This is a genomic window from Sellimonas catena (genome assembly GCF_027924685.1).
Classification (GTDB): Bacteria; Bacillota; Clostridia; order Lachnospirales; family Lachnospiraceae; genus Sellimonas; species Sellimonas catena.
The window spans coordinates 25,801-43,142 of the sequence record NZ_BSBO01000021.1 but is presented as its reverse complement, the minus strand read 5'-3'; the positions used below and the strand labels follow the sequence as shown (position 1 = coordinate 43,142).

The following is a 17,342-nucleotide window of genomic DNA, read 5'->3' as shown; positions in this document are numbered from 1 at the left end:
ACCTCTAGTTTACCCTGACTTTCTTATAATCAACAGTCCTTTTTTCTCTTGAAATTCCTCCGCTCATGTGGTCAATAGGACTCCCTACAAATGCCGCCCGCTTCACGGAATCAATCCCGTACCGTCCACGGATCCGGTCCACCGCAGCATCCATTTTCTCCAGCTTTTCATAGTCCGTTGCATCAAACATATCAAGCTGTCGCATATTAAAACCGTCCTTTACCCGGCTGCTGTGGATTCCAAGGTGCCGGATCGGCGAGCCGTCCCAAAGCTCATCGAAAAGCTGGCAGGCACAGCGATGGATCTCAATGGTAATGTTTGTAGCGTTCTGTAAAGTCATCTGATGGCTGGCATAGCTTAAATCGTAAGTTTTGATCCCCACGGCAATTACTTCCGCCCGCACCTTTGCTGCCCGCAGTCTGGTTCCCACCGTTTCAGCCAGTGCAAGCAGCACCAGCTTCGCAGTGGACGCATCCGTTACATCAAAGGCAATGGTGGTGGAGTTCCCGTATCCTTTATTGGCCGGGGCTTCCGACTGTACCACGGACACATCCATCCCGTTGGCAAAGGCCCAGATGACTTCTCCATGTTTCTTCAGATGCACTTTCAGCAGATGTGGATCTGCATGGGCCAGTTCCCCTATGGTATGGATCCCCAGGTTAAACAGCTTTTTGGCAGTCGCCCTACCCACAAAAAACAGATCACTCACCGGAAGCGGCCACATTTTATCTTCAATCTCATTATGCCACAGCGTATGCACCCGGTCCGGCTTCTGGAAATCTGATGCCATCTTGGCCAACAGCTTGTTCTCCGAGATCCCGATATTGACGGTAAATCCCAGCGTATCCCGGATTTGATCTTTCATCCTATATGCTGCCGTCACCGCATCGCCCCAGAGTCCTTCCGTACCTGTCATATCCACAAATGCTTCGTCTATCGAGTATTGCTCTACGGTTGGAGAATACCGGCGCAGGATATCCATAAATGCCTTGGAGCACTTTTCATATAGCCCATAGTTAGGCGGAACCAGGATCAACTCCGGACATTTCTGTTTCGCCTCCAGAATAGTTTCTCCCGTTTTTATATGGAACTTTTTGGCCGGAATAGATTTGGCCAGAATAATCCCGTGCCGCATTGCCATATCACCGCCAACAGCAGACACCTTTTCCCGCAGATCCTCCTTCCCACCTAAATGGTGGAGGCGGTAAACAGCTTCCCAGCTCAGAAATGCGGAATTTACATCAATATGAAAAATAACGTTTCTTCTTTCCAAACTCATGTTCGCCTCCTTTTTCTCTTATTATGGCGAACATACGTTCTTTCGTCAAGAGGATTTTTCTGTCAAAACCTGACGTACAAAGGGGTGCTGCTTATTTGTTATGCTATATATAGGTGTGTAAAGCTATTTTTTATTTGACCACCACTATATCTAGTGTTATACTAAATTTGTACCATATATTTTGTGTCTATCCGGAAAGGATTTATCACACGCTGTTTAGGTTTGTAATCAATCAGAGGGATACTCTGCCATCAGGCAGTACCTTCTGGCTTTTTTTATTTTGCAGAGAACTGCACGCTGTCAGAGAATGAACATTTTGCGTCATTCTCTTTTTTTATGCCTGAACATGGGAAAGGAGGGTTGTTTTTCAATGCTCCGGATGGACATGGAAACAGAAAGGAGAAACAGAACAATGAATACAGCAGACAAGATCAAGGAACTGGTTCAGACGCTCAACCGGCACCGGCACGCCTACTATAACCTGAACACACCGGAAATCTCCGATGCGGAGTATGACCGGATGTATGACCAACTGAAAAAGCTGGAGAAGGAAACAGGGATCATCTACTCCAATTCCCCAACCCAGACCGTAGGCTACCCACCCGTCAGCGAACTGGAGAAAGTACCACATCCCCATCCGCTTCTGTCCTTGGATAAGACAAAGCAGGTGGAAGATTTATGCCGTTTTTGTGGCGATCACGCAGCTTTGCTTATGCTGAAGCTGGATGGCCTTACGGTAAAACTCACCTACGAAAACGGCAGACTGGCAGAGGCATCCACACGGGGAGACGGGGAAATCGGGGAAGATATCACCCATAACATTCCCGCCTTTGAGAATGTACCACTCGCTATCTCTTATAAAGAGCGGCTGGTTGTCACCGGGGAAGCCTTCATACACAGAAAGGATTTTGAACGGCTGAATACCACACTCCGGGACAAGAACGGGGAACCTTATAAAAACGCCCGGAACCTGGCTGCCGGATCTGTGCGGAGCCTGGATCCGGAGAACTGTAAAGGCCGCTGGGTCACCTTCCTTCCCTTCAACGTACTGGAAGGACTGGACGAGGGAGAAAACAGCAATAGCCGGGAGGAACGCCTGTACCAGTTATCCAAACTGGGGTTTGGCTCCTGCCCGTATATTCCCCTCAATCCGGATCAGATTTCGCCGGAATATCTGCAGCTGCGGATCCAAGATCTGAAGGAGAAAGCAGAAGCACTGGATCTTCCCATTGACGGGATGGTACTGATTTTCGATGACCTGGCATATTCCGCAAGCTGCGGAAGGACCGGGCATCACTACAAGGACGGGCTTGCCTACAAATTCGAGGATGAAACCTACGAGACTATCCTTCGGAGTATTGAATGGACGCCTTCCCGCTTCGGGGAACTGGCACCTGTGGCAGTCTTTGACACAGTGGAGATTGACGGCTGCTCCGTATCCAGAGCCACGCTTCATAACCTCACCTTTATCCGGGAACTGGAGCTGGTGCCGGGATGCCGTATCCTGGTATCCAAACGGAACATGATCATTCCCCATGTAGAGGAGAACCTGGACCGTGGACACTATCTGGATGCAGCACCTGCTATCTGCCCGTGCTGCGGCGCTCCGACAGAACTCCATCGAAAAAAAGGAGAAAAAGGACGGATCATTGAAACCGTACACTGCAGCAATCCATCCTGTGAAAGCCAGCAGTTGAAAAAATTCGTCCATTTCGTATGCCGGAAAGCCATGAATATTGAAGGTTTAAGTGAGTCTACCCTGGAGAAATTTTTAAACCTGGGATACCTTCAGACCTTCCATGACATCTACCATCTGGATCAGCACCGGGAAGAGATCATCCGGCTGGAAGGGTTCGGGGAGAAATCCTTCGACCGGCTCTGGAACGCAATCCAGGCCAGCCGCAACACCACCTTTGTCCGCTATCTGGTCAGCATGGATATTCCCATGGTAGGCCGTACAAAAAGCCGGGTATTGGATACCGTATTCTCCGGTAGTCTGGATGCCTTCCGGGCGGCTGCCACCGATGACTATGATTTCACACAGTTAGAGGATTTTGGCGCCACACTGAACCGGAACATTCACGACTGGTTTACGGATGAAGAAAATCTGATGCTCTGGGACACGTTACAGAAAGAATTTACATTTGAAGAAAGAAAGGAAGAAACCACTATGGCAAAAAATACTGAATTTGCAGGAAAGACTATCGTAGCAACCGGAAAGCTGGAAAACTTTACCCGCTCAGAGATCAACGACCAGATCCTGGCGCTTGGCGCAAAGCCGGGCAGCTCGGTATCCAAAAAGACCGACTACCTGATCTGCGGGGAAAAAGCTGGCAGTAAGCTGGCCAAAGCCCAGGCTCTTGGCGTCACGATCCTGTCAGAAGCAGAGTTTTTAGCAATGATTGCATAAGATTGTACATGATCCACTTGGGAAAGCTGCCTGACAAGCAGCTTCTCCAAAAATTACCTGTCTGGCAGTATGGAAAGGGCAGATACGCTTGTTTTTTTGCGTTGAACATCCCGTTTCCTTTGGGTATAATAGAGGCAAATGGAGGCAATGATGAGTATGAGTATTCAATCCGATGTGGAAATCTTATCTGTACAAGCAGTCGAGTATTACGCACAAAAGCATCATCTGTCTGAAGGGGACGTCTTTGATCTCTTCTGTAAGCATCAGGTTTTTGAAAAAATCCTGATACAGCACGAAACGCTTCATCAGTTAGATATGGAAGAGACTTTTCAATATGTGGAGGAAATCATCAAAGAAAATGCTCCGGAACTGGTGCTTTACCACGGTTCCAACATCGCATTTGATGAGATTGACCTGGGAAAATCCCATAACCGCCGTGACTTTGGCCGGGGATTTTACTGTACCGTCTTGGAAAGCCAGGCGGAGGAATGGGCCAAACGTCTTTATCTGCGCTCCCACAAAGGCGGCAGATATGTTTACCGTTACCTGTTCCGCCAGACAGAGGACCTGAAGATCAAGCACTTTGCTGCTCTGGATCAGGAGTGGCTGGAGTTTATCAAAGAAAACCGCACGAAAGGCGGCATCCAGCACGCTTATGATGTGGTGGTAGGGCCTGTTGCAGATGACAATACAATGGAGACTGTGCAATTATACCTGTCAGGTATTTTAAAAGCCGAGGAAGCAGTGGAAAGGCTTCGCTATAATAAAGTCAACAACCAGGTGTCTTTCCATACGCCCCTTGCCCTGGAACACCTGACACTGGAATCCCGAAGGGAGGTTTCGTAAACTATGGAAGGAAAATATTTTTTTAATAACAAAGATATCACGATGAACCTGTGTATCCAGATCCGGGATGTGATCGACATCATCAAGGAACGGAGCCATCTTTCTTTCCAGGATGCCGCCGGAGCCTTTTACCATTCTAAGACGTATCAGGCTCTGCAGAATACCGAGAATACGCTTTGGGCGGAGTCAGCGGGCTATATCGCAGACCGGTTCTACGAAGAACAGGAACAAAAAGAATTACAGACAAACTGAAGATTTAAGCACTTTGTTTAAGAAGGGAACTACCTATAGGATAGGCGGTTCCTTTTTTTGTGCGGAAAGGAATGTGCATGAAATCCAATGATCAACCAAAAGAAACTATCCATAAACAAACTCACAGGAATGTCATCTCCTCTTTTACAGGAAAATACGCATTTCTCAGTAATTTTTATCCGGCTCCTGTTACCTACATGGGGCAGACCTACGCCAATAATGAAGCCGCTTTCCAGGCGCAGAAGACCTGCTGTGCAAAAGAGCAGCAGCAATTCTCTATTTTCCGCCTGCATAACCCGGCAGAAGCCAAAAAGCGTGGAAAGAACCTCACGCTGCGCCCGGACTGGGATAAGGTAAAGATTTCCCTGATGTATGAAATCTGTATGTGCAAGTTCATGCAGAACCCAAAGCTGCGGGATGCCCTGCTTGCCACAGGAAACAGCCTTCTCATAGAAGGCAATACCTGGGGCGATTACTTCTGGGGCAAAGTCAACGGCCACGGGGAAAACCAGTTAGGGCTTATCCTGATGGACGTGCGTGAAAAGCTGAAATGGAGCATGGGAATGGAAAATGAGATTGCATAACGAGGTGAATGAACTATGGAAGAAAAGAAACAGACGGTCTTGACGCTGAAATTCATCGGCATAGATGATTTTTCTTGTCCAACTTATGAGGATCAGTACGGACAGTTCTGGAAAGACCTTAACCTGGGGAAATCCGAAACCCCGGACTTGTATTCTACTACGAGGAATGACCTGGATGGGGAGCCAGTATCCCACATCCAGCAGGAATATACCTTTGAGTCAGAACCGTTCCGAAGATCCCCGTATGAGTTCCAGTATATGATGTTAAGCCGGATGCAGCGTGACTGCGAATATTTTCTCGGCTACGGGAACCGGAGCGTTACCATCTTATCCGAAAGTGATCCGCAGCATCATATTGACCGTATGAAAGAATTGTGGAAGGAGCTTCCTGCTGACGGGAAACCGGAATGGCTGACCTGGGAGCAGCTCCTGAACTATGAAAAAGAATTGTGTAACGAATAACCATAATGATTACGAAGGATCTTCCAACCAGGGAGGTCCTTCTTTGGCAAAGGAGGACGATGTCTTATGAAAGTAACGATCTATCAGATCATCCCGGAATTGGATCAGGACAGGCTGATGTTTATGCCCCTTTCCTATTTTCAAAAAGCCGGGTATCCATCACCGCCTGCAGAAATTTATGAATCCGTATTCTGCGGAGAAACGGAAGTCGCCACACTGGAAGAAATCTACCGGACATTCAACCGCAAAGATGAAGCGGATGCCCGCTATCTGGAAAAGATCGGTTTCACCGGACATTCCATGTCAGTCTCTGACATTCTGGAAATACAGCACTCACCGGGAGAAAGCCGTTTCTATTTCTGTGATACATTTGGTTTTTCTCAAATAGCATTTCAGAAGGAAAACGCCATGCTGCCAGTTCAGAACCATGACAATATCCCTTTTGAGCAGGTCAATCGGTCCAAGCCCGGTTATCTGGCCTATATGGATAACGGGGGAATTTCTATTCATCCCTGTATCCAGGTCCAGCTCCAACGCTGCAAATACAGTCAGTGCCAGCTCGGCTACCGGCTCCGTTACCGGGAGAAGGAAGGGTTATCCGCACGGCAGAAAGAATTTCTGGAGCGTCCTGCTGTCCTTCTGTTCGAGGATACGCAAGGGCCGGCTCCGGAAGATTTATGGTATCACAGCCCTAACCCTTCGGTTTGGATCTCCAATCACCCAACACACAGCCCGCTAAACCTGAATCTGGTGGAAGAATGGTGCCAGAGCCAAAACGTAACCTATGAATATCTTTAAGAACAAATGGAGGAAAATCTATGATCAAAGAAAGGAAAGGGAATCTGCTTCGTTCTGATGCTGCCATTATCGCCCACCAGGTCAACTGCCTGGGTATCATGGGGGCAGGCGTAGCCAGGCAGATCCGGCATCGTATTTTGACAGCAGAACAGTATCGGACATACCAGCAGATTTGCAGGAAGAATAAAGAGGAACTTCTAGGATCCTGCTCTTTGATGCTGCGGATGGATACCGGCGCCACTCAGTATGTGGCACATCTGTTTGCCGAGAATATTCCCACAGGCAGAGGATTAGATACCGATTATGCAGCACTGAGACAGAGCCTGACTGCCATGATGTTCCTGGCAGCACAGCGGGAATTGTCGCAGGTTGCCATTCCCGGTTATCTGGGATGCGGGCTTGCAGGTGGCGACTGGGAGACAGTCTACAGCCGTATCCTTATGCCCCTGTTTTCCGAGTCTTGCTTTACCCTTACCATCCTGTACCTGCCGGACAGCATCCGGCGTCTCTGGACGGAATTTGGAGACATCCCTATGAACCCGGAAACAGAATGTATTGAGCAAGCCTGGCACGGATTTTCAGCTGGAACACACCGGGAAGAAATCTGGCACTGGTTTGAAGAGACATTTCAGATCAGCGTGGCGCAAGCTCTTATGTACTCAGGCAATCCGAATAGAATAATGAGGTAATCGAATATGAAAGAAAAGATAAAATGCAGTGAATGTGAATTTTGCAATTCCTTTCGTCCCTACGGTAACAGCCGGGCATCTTTTCGCTGTAAGCATCCGGATCAGCATTATATTTTTGATTATTTTCAGGAACATAGAATGTCGAAAGATCCAGGATTCCTGGATTATGGAAAGGCCTGGTCCGATGAGGTTCCGCTAAAGACCTCTCCGGCATGGTGTCCGAAGAAGAAAAGCAAATAACAAATGACTTGGAGCCGCCCTCACGGACGGCTCCTTTCTATGTTTCCGGATCGAATTTGTAGCCTACACCCCAGACAGTCCGAATGTATTGCCTGTCAGTATACTCCCGAAACTTCTTCCGGATGCTGTAAATCATACACTCAACCTTGGCATCCACACTTACAGGGATGTCATCCCAGACTGCTTCATAGATCTGTTCTTTGGTAAATACCCAGCCTGGATGATTTACAAGAATCAGTAAGATATCAAACTCATAATGTGATAGAAATACTTCATTCTCCGCTGCTAATATCCTCCGCTGATCTGGATAAATAACAAGCCCACGAAAAACGATCTTTCTTATGTTCTCTTCCTCACATTTATACTTAGCAGAATATCTTTTTAATACAGCCATAATTTCATTTAAAATAGCCTTTTCTGTATCATCAAATTCTGCGAGTAAAATATATCCTATATTCCCATCTCCAATCAAATAACTGTTTCTATCGGGTTCATATAGATCGCAGCCCTTACTCTGTACACAATTTGCCATTCTTTATCTCATAAATTTTATCTGCCTCTTCTGCAAGTAGTTTACTATGAGTCACCACAATTACACTTTTTCCCAATTCGTGTGCAGTTTTCTTTAGCAATTCAATAATTTCCCCTGCCGTATCCTCGTCCAAATTTCCAGTGGGTTCATCCGCTAAGAGCACCTTGGCTTCACTTGCCAAAGCACGGGCAATCGCCACACGCTGCTGCTGGCCACCGGAAAGCTGCAGCACATTCCGCTTCCAGTCTTCCCTTGGAATACTAACTTCCTGTAATAGCTTCTCTGCATCTTTCTTTCCACCCAGCTTCACATTTTCTTCCGTTGTCAAATAATCAATCAGGTTGTAGTTCTGAAAAACAAGAGAGATATCGTGCCTCCGGTGATAATTCAGCCCCTTTTTACGAATATCCTCTCCATTATAAAGAATGGTTCCTGATACCGGGTTATCCAAGCCCGCCAAAAGGGAAAGGAATGTGGTTTTTCCTGAACCACTGGAACCGACAATCGCATAGAACGTAGCTTCCTCAAAAGTGGCAGATACATTTTTCAGAATTATTTTATCCCGCTTCGTTTTATAAGAGTATAAGACATTTTTCGCCTCTAAAATCATTTCCATTCCTCCTAACTCATTTCGCTTAAAATATCTTTCGGGTTCTTGCGGAAAATCAGGACGCTTGCCGCACCTGTAGATAAAACAATCAAGACACCTACGCTAAGACTATCTGCAAGTAGCATAGTAGAGGTAATCTCTGTTTCTACATCCGTGACGGTAAGTTCCGGTGCCTGATAATCGGTGGCAACTTTGCCCGTATCCATTTCATCCTGCAATTCGGCCTGTTGTGCCTGCTGACCCACCAGATAATCAGCAGCGGCATTGGAAACTGCCGGAGCAATCAGGAACGAAAGTGCAAGCGCCAAAACTCCGATCAGAACAGCTTCGGTTAAAATCTGCAAAAATATCTTTCCCTTTGCAATTCCAATGGACAGAAGTATGCCAATCTCATTTGTTCTGTTCCTGATCCAGAAAATAAAAATCAAAAACAGGATCACAAAGCTTGCTCCGGTCACGACCAGAAGCAGCGTGTTACTGATTTTCTCCAAATCATTGAAGTTGGAAGCCATTGTGTCAAGATTTCCGTTGTTGTCGATCAAATCATACCATTGCCAGTTAATATCCGTTTTCTTGATGGCCTCCTTTACCGCATCGTAATCATCCACATTTGCCACTTTAAAATAAGCCTTCTCATACAGCGGATCATCCTGCTCCACCTTCTCAGGAAAATGTAAATCCGTGAAAATAACGTTTTCGGAACGGTAAGTATCACCGGACATATAAGGTTTCATCTGTTCTTTTACCTGATAGATTCCTACAATCGTTGCCTCTTGCACGGGTTCCTCCGCTTTTACTGAATGAAATTGCAGATGGTCGCCGACCTTTAGCTGTTTTTTTTCTGCCAGTTCTTCGGAAATGACACAAACATTTGTATCATCCTTTGTCGTCATCCGTCCCTCCAGGATGGTAACATTGCCGCTGAGGACATTGGCATCCATTGACATATCCCGATTACCAATCAAGGCTACACCCTGAAAATCATTGGTCTGGTCTGCATCGGCATCCTCAATCCGTTCAAAATTTGCCTGTTTTACCGCAGTAGGAACCGTGGTTATATTATAGTCGGCGATTCCCTCCACAGCAGCAATCTTTTCAATATCATCAGCTTTTAATGACTCAAAGGAATGATCCGTCGTTATCATCAGGTTTTCGGAACCCATGACAGTCACGTTTTTCAAATGGACTCCACCATAACTTCCCTGACCGTCCGGCTTGCGTTCTAATATTTTTTGACTGGCTTCTTCCAATCGTTGGCTTCTGCTCTCTGGATTATATTCCAGAAGAAATCCTGCACCGATGGCCTGTCGTGTACTGTCTTGCGTAGCAATGTTTGCAGAACGGCTTGCCATACCAGACAGGAAAAGCAGACTGATGATACAAACTACAAGCAGAAGCAGCAGACTTTTAACCGGCTTTCTAAAACAGGAACGAATTGCCCGTTGAAATAAGTTCATCGTATTATCCCTCCATTCGTGACAGAATATCTTTCGGATTTGCACGGATCACTGGCAGCAAAGACAGCAATACCGCAATCACAACCACTCCGCTGCCAATCCCCAATAGCAATGCGATATCGGTAAACTGTAAGGAAACCTGCAGAGAAACGCCTGTTTCCACAGAAGACAGCAACAGTTCTGTAAGGCTTCCTGCAGCCAGCGAACCTAGACCGCAGGAGCAAAGCAGGGCAATGAGAAACACGGCTGCCGCTTCCAAAAGAGCCTGCAAAAAGATAGTGGCTTTCTGTTCGCCCAAGCTGATAAATACAGCCATTTCCTTTTGTCTGCTCCGCATCCACATACAAAGCAGTAGGGAGACAATCACCGTGCCGGCGAAAAAGGTAAGCAAACGCATTAGTGATACTACCCTTGTTATTTGTGTTAATGGGGCTTTCATCTGCTGATACAGGACATCCGACGTGGTAATGTCCGCTTTATCCTGCAAAATGCCCTGTATGCTCTCTGCCAATGGATCTAAAAGCTCCGGCTGGCCGGTATATGCCGATACTTTATAAAATCCGCTGCCGTCAAATAATTCTAAATATGCCGTATTATCTATATAAATCTGATTTTCCATCCGATAGACGGCAAGTGTATTGTTTTCCTGCTGGCTTTCATTGCCAGTAAGATATTCCCCAATCACTTCCACGGTAACAGCTTTCCCGTTTTCTGTTTCAAAAGAAAGTGTATCGCCAATCTGCAAACCATTGTATTCTGCAAATCCTGCATTAATGACGGCGCCATATTTGGTTTCCGGCTTGACCAGTTCACCGTCTGTCAGCCGATAAGACTGATCCGCAAAGGGACTGTCTGTATCCATATCATCAAAGGATAGCAGGCTGACTTTCAAGTTGTCCGGTTCTGTGGAAGCGCTTGCGGTCACAGGCGCAAGATCCGTTAAATATGCGGATTGCTGCCCCATTCGATTGATGGACGTTACCTCCGCTATATTTTTAATCATTTCGGCTTCTTTGTCTGTAATCGGATTGGCGGTGTCTGAAATTTCACATACCACTTTTGCTCCTGCTTTTTCCTGCATGGCAGCCTCTGTGCTTTCTGTGGCGTGTAAAATCATGTTTGTACTGAGGATCATGCTGTTGACAAAAAGGAAAATCAACAGCAGCAGCACCGACTTTCCGCGTTTCCGCATCAGATAAAGGAAGCCTCTCTTATAAAAAGGCATCGATCTATCCCTCCTGTTAATTAAACCGGGTAATCAGCACTTTTGTAGCATGGATTTCCCCATCATCCTGTGTTTCTCCATAAACATAAACAGACGTAGATTTTTTTACATCGGAAGCCGTAGCCGCTTCTAATTCCACTGCGCCGGTGGAACTGTTGATGTTGGCAATCTGGAAGGTACAATCTTCTCCATAAGAAACCGTAGTGCTTTCCATGCCGCTTTCCATTCCCTCTGCCGCTGATTTTGCTATCTGCCCATCATCCTGATCTGGGATAACCTGAAAACTTCCATCCTGAAAATCGGCTACGCTGCCTCTTAAACTAGCTGTCTCTAACAAATCGTCCAGATTTGTCGAATTTTCGTTGCCATCGTCAGATGCGCCTGTGTCTCCAGCTTGATTCTCGCTCTGACTGTTCACAGAAGTCCCATTGTTTGCAGTCTGTTCCCCTTTGGAATTTCCACAGCCTGCCAGTGAGAGTGCAAAAATCAAGACTCCAGTTACCATTACTAATTTCATATGTTTCATTTGACATAGCTCCTTTCTGTTTTATGGGCCTATCATACAAAAAAACTTCTGTAAAACTCATCTAAGAAATAAAGAAATCGACCTCAGTTTTTAGAGAACTTTTAGAGGATTTCTTTGCTATACTTGTTATACTGATGATATGAAATAAAAAAGGATGAATGGATTATGAAAATATTGCTTCTGGAGGATGACCTGGATCTATGCGATCTGATACAGAAAGAATTGTCCAAAAGCGGGCATACCGTAGACTGCTGTAATGACGGGGAAACAGCCATGCTTTACGCACTCAATAAAGATTATGGCTATGACCTTGCCCTTGTTGACCGGATGCTCCCCATTATAGATGGACTGACAATAATCAAGGCGATGCGAAGAAAGGACATACAGATTCCGGTTATTATTATTACCGGTATGTCTGCCCTCGATGACCGGATCGATGGTCTGGACGGCGGAGCGGACGATTATCTGGTTAAGCCGTTTCATAACCGGGAGTTACTTGCCCGGATAAGGGCATTAACCAGGCGCTCCAAAGAGATCCATGACGATGTAATATTAACTTACGGGGATCTGCAGTTTGACAGAGAAATAAGGGAATTGACCTGCCATGAGCAAAAATTAGACTTGACAGGAAAAGAGGCGGAGCTTCTGTATACATTTATGAAACAGCCGGAAACCCTTTTTACAAAAGAACAGCTTGTTTTAAAGGTCTGGGGAACTGACTCGGATATTACTCCAGGAAATATTGATAATTATATTTCCTTTCTAAGAAAAAGGCTGAAAGAGCTTAAAAGCTCCTGTATCATTAAAACAGTATATGCTACAGGCTACAGATTGGAGAACACTCATGCTTAAACAATTATCCAACCGACTACATCTGTTTTTAGCAGGAATCCTAATGGTCATCATTACTTTGATCCTGTGTTTTTCCCTCTGGAATATGTATCAGTCACAACAGCTTGCTGATATATCCTATATTCAACGTATGACTTCCCTGATCATCTATCAGTTGGAGGACGATACTTCTAACCCGCAAGCGGTTCTCTCAAACTATGAAAGTGGGACAAATGTTTACAGCATTTTAGAAGATTCTGAAGGAAAGGTGCTATATCAAAGTATTCCTGATACCGCTACTGACTTTGCCAATCTCTTCAAAAAAATAAGTAACAGCATTTCCACGGAAAGCGCAGCGGACAGTCAGAAATTTCAGACGGTAACGGAACAGGGCGGATTTATAGAAATGGATGGAGCAGATCATGACCACTATTATGCTATCCCGGCTACAGTCAGCACGAAAGCGGGAACAGTTTATACATTAGCTTTATTCTATGAGCGGACATCTATTGTAGACCTGCTGTTACGGGAAGCGCCAAAGTATTTATCTATTTGGATCGTTTCCCTGATCAGCATCCTCTTTATCAGCAGGTTTCTCCTGCGAAAAGCCTTTGAGCCAACTGAGCAGATCCTGCAGAGCCAGAAAAATTTTGTTGCCGCTGCTTCACACGAATTAAAATCACCGCTGGCTGTTATCATGGCAAATGTTGAAGCAGTCCATAATACAGAAATACAAGACCCCCAGGCACAAACCTGCTTGAAAACGATTGACTCAGAATGTAGCAGAATGTCTAAGCTCGTAAGAGATATGCTTCTCCTTGCGTCTTCTGATGCTGATAAATGGACCATCCAGAAGAATGATGTAAATATTGATACACTATTGATTACACTGTATGAAGCGTTTGAGCCAGTATGTATCCGTAAATCCATCTTCTTAAAACTTGATATTAGTGAAGAAAGCTACCCTGTACTCTATACAGACCGGGAACGACTGTTCCAGATCTTAAGTATCTATCTTGATAATGCAGTCTACTATTCACCAGAAAACAGCACCATTGAGATACGAACAAAACAGACTTCTAAAGAATTGACCTTTTATGTTGTTGATCATGGGTGCGGAGTGGCTGAAGAAGACAAACCTTTTATATTTAACCGTTTTTACTGTGCAGATAAATCACGAACAGATAAATCTCATTTTGGCCTGGGATTAAGTATTGCGAAAGAACTCTCAAGAATACTTGGAGGCAAAATAGGATTTGAAGATACGGCTGGTGGCGGGGCCACATTTTATTTGACTATACCTCTGAAATAATGAAACAAAATAGTCAAAGATTAATTATATGTATAAACAAACGGGATATTAATTGGAGCCGCCCACTTTGGACGGCTCTTTATTATCACTGAGTTATATATCCTTCCCATCTAGCAGAAAGTCGATAATATTATAATGGACAATTCCATTCCTGCTCATATCTACGATGTCGCTGCTGATCACATATTTCGGATAATTGTCATCGATCTTCTCCAGATTGCCAAATTCTCTTGCAATGCAGTCCTCTGACAATACATAGGCCACCTGGATATAGAGTTTCTTCTGCCCTTTGTAACATACGAAGTCAATTTCCTGAGTATCCAGCTTGCCTACTTTCACGTCATATCCCCGGCTTAACATTTCCAGATACACCACGTTCTCAAACAATTTGCTTGTATCAATCTGTTCGCTTGCTTTGCTCGCATTGCGAAGCCCAATATCACCCGCATAATACTTTTCTGTTGAAGCCAGGATGTTTTTCCCCTTAATATCATATCTTTCCGCTTTTGAAAGAATCATACCTGCCTGCAGCTTATCAATATAATTAAGTACCGTGTCCACCGTTGTTGACTGCCCGCCTGTGGTCAACGCCCGGCAGATGGATCTTGCCGAGAACGGGTTCCCAATATTGTCCAACAGAAATTCCAGCAGCTTTCGCAAAAGACTCTCATTGCGGATGGCATATCTGGAGAGAATATCTTTCATCACGACAGAATCATAAACATCCTCCAGATATGTGCGGACGGAATGTTCATCCGGCAGCACCAGGCGCATTGGCAGACCGCCATATTTCAGGTAATCCGTAAAAAGCTGTTCCCTGGTGTATGGGAGTCCATTGACCTCATAAAATTCCTGTATCTCCGATAATACAAAGGGATATACATGGAAAGAAACATACCTTCCGGCCATATTGGTCGCCAGTTCTCCGGACAGCAGCTTGCTGTTGGAACCTGTCACATAGATATCGCAGTCAAAATCAATCCGGAAGGAAGGGATGACTGAGTGCCACTCTTTCACATGCTGGATTTCGTCAAAAAAGAGATATACTTTTCCATCCGCTTGCTCTGCCTGTTCCGTGACATACTGATAGAAGTTATCTGCATCCTCCAGCTTTTTAAAACGCCGGGATTCAAAATTGATCTCTATGATATTTTCCCTTGGCACTCCACGCTCTAAAAGAACATCACGGATCTGCGAAAGCAGGATCGTCTTTCCACTTCTTCTAAGGCCAATCAATACCTTGATCAGATCCTGGTCAATGAATGGACGTATCTTATTCAAATACAAATTTCGTCTTATCATCTCCATACATTCCACGTCCTTCGTTAGTTTTGTCATTATTATACCTCACACTTTTATTATAATCAACTTATTGTCTGTTTATACAAAGACAATTTTATTCTTATAGTTACTTACAGCAGGTTCGATTTCTCCTTCATCTTTTCACGGCTCGTATTGGTATAGATCAGCGTGGTCCGCTCGCTGGCATGGCCGGCCTGGTTTGCTACCTCGGCCATCGTATAGCCCATTTCCAAGGCATGAGAGCAGAAGTAGTGCCGGAGCTTGTGAGGGGTAATCCGGTCCGAACACTGATTGAAAAAACGGTTCACACTGCTGCGGTGGAGCTTTCCGCCATTCCTGCTGATAAACAGGTACTCAGACTGGGAGTTTCTTACCTTCAGGTACTCACGAACTGCATGGATGATCTTGTCATTGATGAATACGATCCGCTGCTTATTGCCTTTTCCAGTCACCAACAGTTCCCTTGCCTGAAAATCAATATCTGTCAGGCTGATGCTGATGCACTCGCTGACACGCAGGCCAGCATATGCAAGGATCACGGCGATTGCATAGTTTCTCTTCCCAGTCTCTACCAACACCTTCTGGAGAAACGCCTCCACATCTTTCTTGTCTATCTCTGCCGGGCTTGCAATTTCCTGCTGAAATTTCAGCCGGTCCTCTGCTGAGATGACCAGATCTTTTTGAACTCCAATCTGCACCAAGAACTCATTAAAGCTGGTCAGCGAGGATAGTTTCGTATCAATGCTTTTAAATTTCAGTTTTTTAATGTTCTGCAGGTATGACCGAAAATCCAAAATGTTGGTATGGTATAGCAGCGTCGGCTCCTCCCCGAAAGTATCTTTATACCAACGATAATATTCATTTACATGACCGCTATAGGTCTTAATGGTATTCTCTGATTTTCCCTGTTCTCTAAGGAACTTTTTATAATCCTCCAGTAATGCCACGGTACTTCTTCCTCTCTGCGATTATGTTGCGCTCACTTCTCCGTGAGATTTGCGTAATTATGTTGCGTCCAGATAGGATTTCTTCTGTCTTTCATGCCTCCAACACAACATAATTGCTATTATGTTGCGTTCAGGAATTGGCACGGTTCTGACACACTTCCTATATATAATCCATACGTTTCACAGCATAAAAACGCAAAAAGGACAGCAGATTTTTCCACTGTCCAATCTGGATGATTACGGGAGCCGTCTCACCCTTCTGTAAATTCGCTTGCCATCTTTTATCCCAACAGAGAACCTTCGTCTTAGTTTGGACTGTTTTCTCCATCTCCGACTCTCAAGAAGTTCCTCGTTAGCCAAACGTTCCCTCCGGAAGTCATGAAGATGAAAGTTCTCCTGGTATCTACGGAATACCCGCATATAATATTCCGGTTTTCGTGTAAAGATCATATCCGAGTCTCTGTTGATGGAGTTTAGAAGACTCCGCAGTTGTCTGGTGATCCGATAAGGTTTGCCATACAGATTTGTATAAATTCTTCCGTATTTGCTGGCAGTTTTTAAAACAATCGTTCCGGCAAGGTCGCTTTTCCGCAGCTTTATCGCATCCCCTATCCGGATCGGCATCTGGTACATAAGCCCGATAAACGCCGCTTTTTCCAGTTCCTCTTCCGCCATGAATTGCTTCATCAGCCGTTTCCCCATTTTTGCCTTTTCAAAGGAAATCATCCACCATCTTCTCCTTTCCTGACAGCTTCCAGGATTTTCTCTGCCTGCTGTACAAACACCTGCTTTTCCGGTTCTTTTTCATAGATCTTCCAGAGCCGCTGATGCAGAGCCTCCAGATCCCTGATATCTCCCTTTGTGTTATTTGCTAGCATCCGGAGAAAAGGGAAGATCATCGTATGCCGGATATTCTTCCCAGCCAATACAGACTTCTGTTCCTGACCATACACTTCATGGAGGCATCCCAGGATAATATCCGGATCCGTGATAAACTTGATCTCAGGTTTCACCCATTCCTTTTTCATGTTCGCCCTCCT

General features: G+C 45.3%; 20 protein-coding genes. 10 read left to right on the top strand and 10 right to left on the bottom strand.

Annotated elements, in window-relative coordinates; genetic code table 11:
• Window positions 1–4 precede the first annotated feature (4 nt).
• Window positions 5–1,279: a DNA polymerase Y family protein gene (locus tag Selli1_RS10700; RefSeq protein WP_281872970.1), complete on the bottom strand. Its 1,275-nt coding sequence runs from the start codon at window positions 1,277–1,279 to the stop codon at window positions 5–7.
• A 412-nt stretch (window positions 1,280–1,691) separates the two neighbouring features.
• On the opposite strand from Selli1_RS10700, the gene ligA reads away from it, so the two are divergent.
• The 8 genes from ligA (at window position 1,692) to Selli1_RS10660 (ending at window position 7,560) form a co-directional block, all read left to right on the top strand.
• Window positions 1,692–3,689 (top strand): NAD-dependent DNA ligase LigA, encoded by a 1,998-nt coding sequence (ligA, locus tag Selli1_RS10695; protein WP_281872969.1) that lies wholly within the window; start codon window positions 1,692–1,694, stop codon window positions 3,687–3,689.
• A gap of 156 nt (window positions 3,690–3,845) precedes the next feature.
• On the top strand, window positions 3,846–4,535 hold the full coding sequence (locus Selli1_RS10690; RefSeq protein WP_281872968.1) for a DUF3990 domain-containing protein: 690 nt from the start codon (window positions 3,846–3,848) through the stop codon (window positions 4,533–4,535).
• A gap of 3 nt (window positions 4,536–4,538) precedes the next feature.
• Entirely contained in the window at window positions 4,539–4,787 is a 249-nt protein-coding gene (locus Selli1_RS10685) for a hypothetical protein (protein WP_054353166.1), read from the top strand.
• Window positions 4,788–4,864: 77 nt separating this feature from the next.
• Window positions 4,865–5,371 (top strand): riboflavin biosynthesis intermediates N-glycosidase, encoded by a 507-nt coding sequence (locus Selli1_RS10680; protein ID WP_281845345.1) that lies wholly within the window; start codon window positions 4,865–4,867, stop codon window positions 5,369–5,371.
• A 15-nt stretch (window positions 5,372–5,386) separates the two neighbouring features.
• The gene (locus tag Selli1_RS10675; RefSeq protein ID WP_087317598.1) at window positions 5,387–5,833 is read left to right on the top strand and encodes an LPD11 domain-containing protein; all 447 of its coding nucleotides are present in this window, start codon (window positions 5,387–5,389) and stop codon (window positions 5,831–5,833) included.
• A gap of 66 nt (window positions 5,834–5,899) precedes the next feature.
• Window positions 5,900–6,631, top strand: a complete 732-nt coding sequence (locus Selli1_RS10670; RefSeq protein ID WP_281872967.1) for a YodL domain-containing protein — start codon at window positions 5,900–5,902, stop codon at window positions 6,629–6,631.
• 20 nt (window positions 6,632–6,651) lie between these two features.
• Window positions 6,652–7,320, top strand: coding sequence for a macro domain-containing protein (locus tag Selli1_RS10665; protein ID WP_281872966.1), 669 nt, complete (start codon window positions 6,652–6,654; stop codon window positions 7,318–7,320).
• A 6-nt stretch (window positions 7,321–7,326) separates the two neighbouring features.
• Window positions 7,327–7,560 carry a hypothetical protein gene (locus Selli1_RS10660; protein WP_240577875.1) on the top strand — a complete coding sequence of 78 codons (234 nt, stop codon included), beginning with the start codon at window positions 7,327–7,329 and terminating at the stop codon, window positions 7,558–7,560.
• Window positions 7,561–7,597: 37 nt separating this feature from the next.
• Here Selli1_RS10660 and Selli1_RS10655 read toward each other — a convergent pair whose 3' ends face one another.
• From Selli1_RS10655 to Selli1_RS10635, 5 genes are read right to left on the bottom strand one after another with little or no spacing between them, the layout of a single operon-like run.
• The gene (locus tag Selli1_RS10655) at window positions 7,598–8,092 is read right to left on the bottom strand and encodes a winged helix-turn-helix domain-containing protein (protein WP_281872965.1); all 495 of its coding nucleotides are present in this window, start codon (window positions 8,090–8,092) and stop codon (window positions 7,598–7,600) included.
• Window positions 8,070–8,702 carry an ABC transporter ATP-binding protein gene (locus Selli1_RS10650; RefSeq protein WP_281872999.1) on the bottom strand — a complete coding sequence of 211 codons (633 nt, stop codon included), beginning with the start codon at window positions 8,700–8,702 and terminating at the stop codon, window positions 8,070–8,072. Before Selli1_RS10650 ends, Selli1_RS10655 begins: the two co-directional genes overlap by 23 nt.
• Window positions 8,703–8,713: 11 nt before the next feature.
• Complete coding sequence (locus Selli1_RS10645) at window positions 8,714–10,159, bottom strand: ABC transporter permease (RefSeq protein WP_281872964.1); 1,446 nt, start codon at window positions 10,157–10,159, stop codon at window positions 8,714–8,716.
• A gap of 4 nt (window positions 10,160–10,163) precedes the next feature.
• Window positions 10,164–11,384, bottom strand: coding sequence for an ABC transporter permease (locus tag Selli1_RS10640; RefSeq protein ID WP_281872963.1), 1,221 nt, complete (start codon window positions 11,382–11,384; stop codon window positions 10,164–10,166).
• A gap of 16 nt (window positions 11,385–11,400) precedes the next feature.
• Window positions 11,401–11,910 (bottom strand): hypothetical protein, encoded by a 510-nt coding sequence (locus Selli1_RS10635; RefSeq protein WP_281872962.1) that lies wholly within the window; start codon window positions 11,908–11,910, stop codon window positions 11,401–11,403.
• A 165-nt stretch (window positions 11,911–12,075) separates the two neighbouring features.
• Between Selli1_RS10635 and Selli1_RS10630 the strand changes: the two genes are divergently transcribed.
• Together Selli1_RS10630 and Selli1_RS10625 are read left to right on the top strand one after the other, a co-directional pair.
• A complete protein-coding gene (locus Selli1_RS10630) occupies window positions 12,076–12,762 on the top strand; it encodes a response regulator transcription factor (protein WP_281872961.1) in 687 nt (228 codons plus the stop codon).
• Window positions 12,755–14,053 carry a sensor histidine kinase gene (locus Selli1_RS10625; protein WP_281872960.1) on the top strand — a complete coding sequence of 433 codons (1,299 nt, stop codon included), beginning with the start codon at window positions 12,755–12,757 and terminating at the stop codon, window positions 14,051–14,053. Before Selli1_RS10630 ends, Selli1_RS10625 begins: the two co-directional genes overlap by 8 nt.
• A 93-nt stretch (window positions 14,054–14,146) precedes the next feature.
• Here the strand turns inward: Selli1_RS10625 and Selli1_RS10620 are convergent, their stop codons facing one another.
• The 4 genes from Selli1_RS10620 to Selli1_RS10605 form a co-directional block, all read right to left on the bottom strand.
• Complete coding sequence (locus Selli1_RS10620) at window positions 14,147–15,391, bottom strand: ATP-binding protein (protein ID WP_281872959.1); 1,245 nt, start codon at window positions 15,389–15,391, stop codon at window positions 14,147–14,149.
• 74 nt (window positions 15,392–15,465) lie between these two features.
• A complete protein-coding gene (locus tag Selli1_RS10615) occupies window positions 15,466–16,302 on the bottom strand; it encodes a tyrosine-type recombinase/integrase (protein WP_281872958.1) in 837 nt (278 codons plus the stop codon).
• 237 nt (window positions 16,303–16,539) lie between these two features.
• On the bottom strand, window positions 16,540–17,028 hold the full coding sequence (locus tag Selli1_RS10610; protein ID WP_281872957.1) for a hypothetical protein: 489 nt from the start codon (window positions 17,026–17,028) through the stop codon (window positions 16,540–16,542).
• Window positions 17,025–17,330, bottom strand: a complete 306-nt coding sequence (locus Selli1_RS10605) for a hypothetical protein (protein WP_281872956.1) — start codon at window positions 17,328–17,330, stop codon at window positions 17,025–17,027. Before Selli1_RS10605 ends, Selli1_RS10610 begins: the two co-directional genes overlap by 4 nt.
• Window positions 17,331–17,342: the final 12 nt, after the last annotated feature.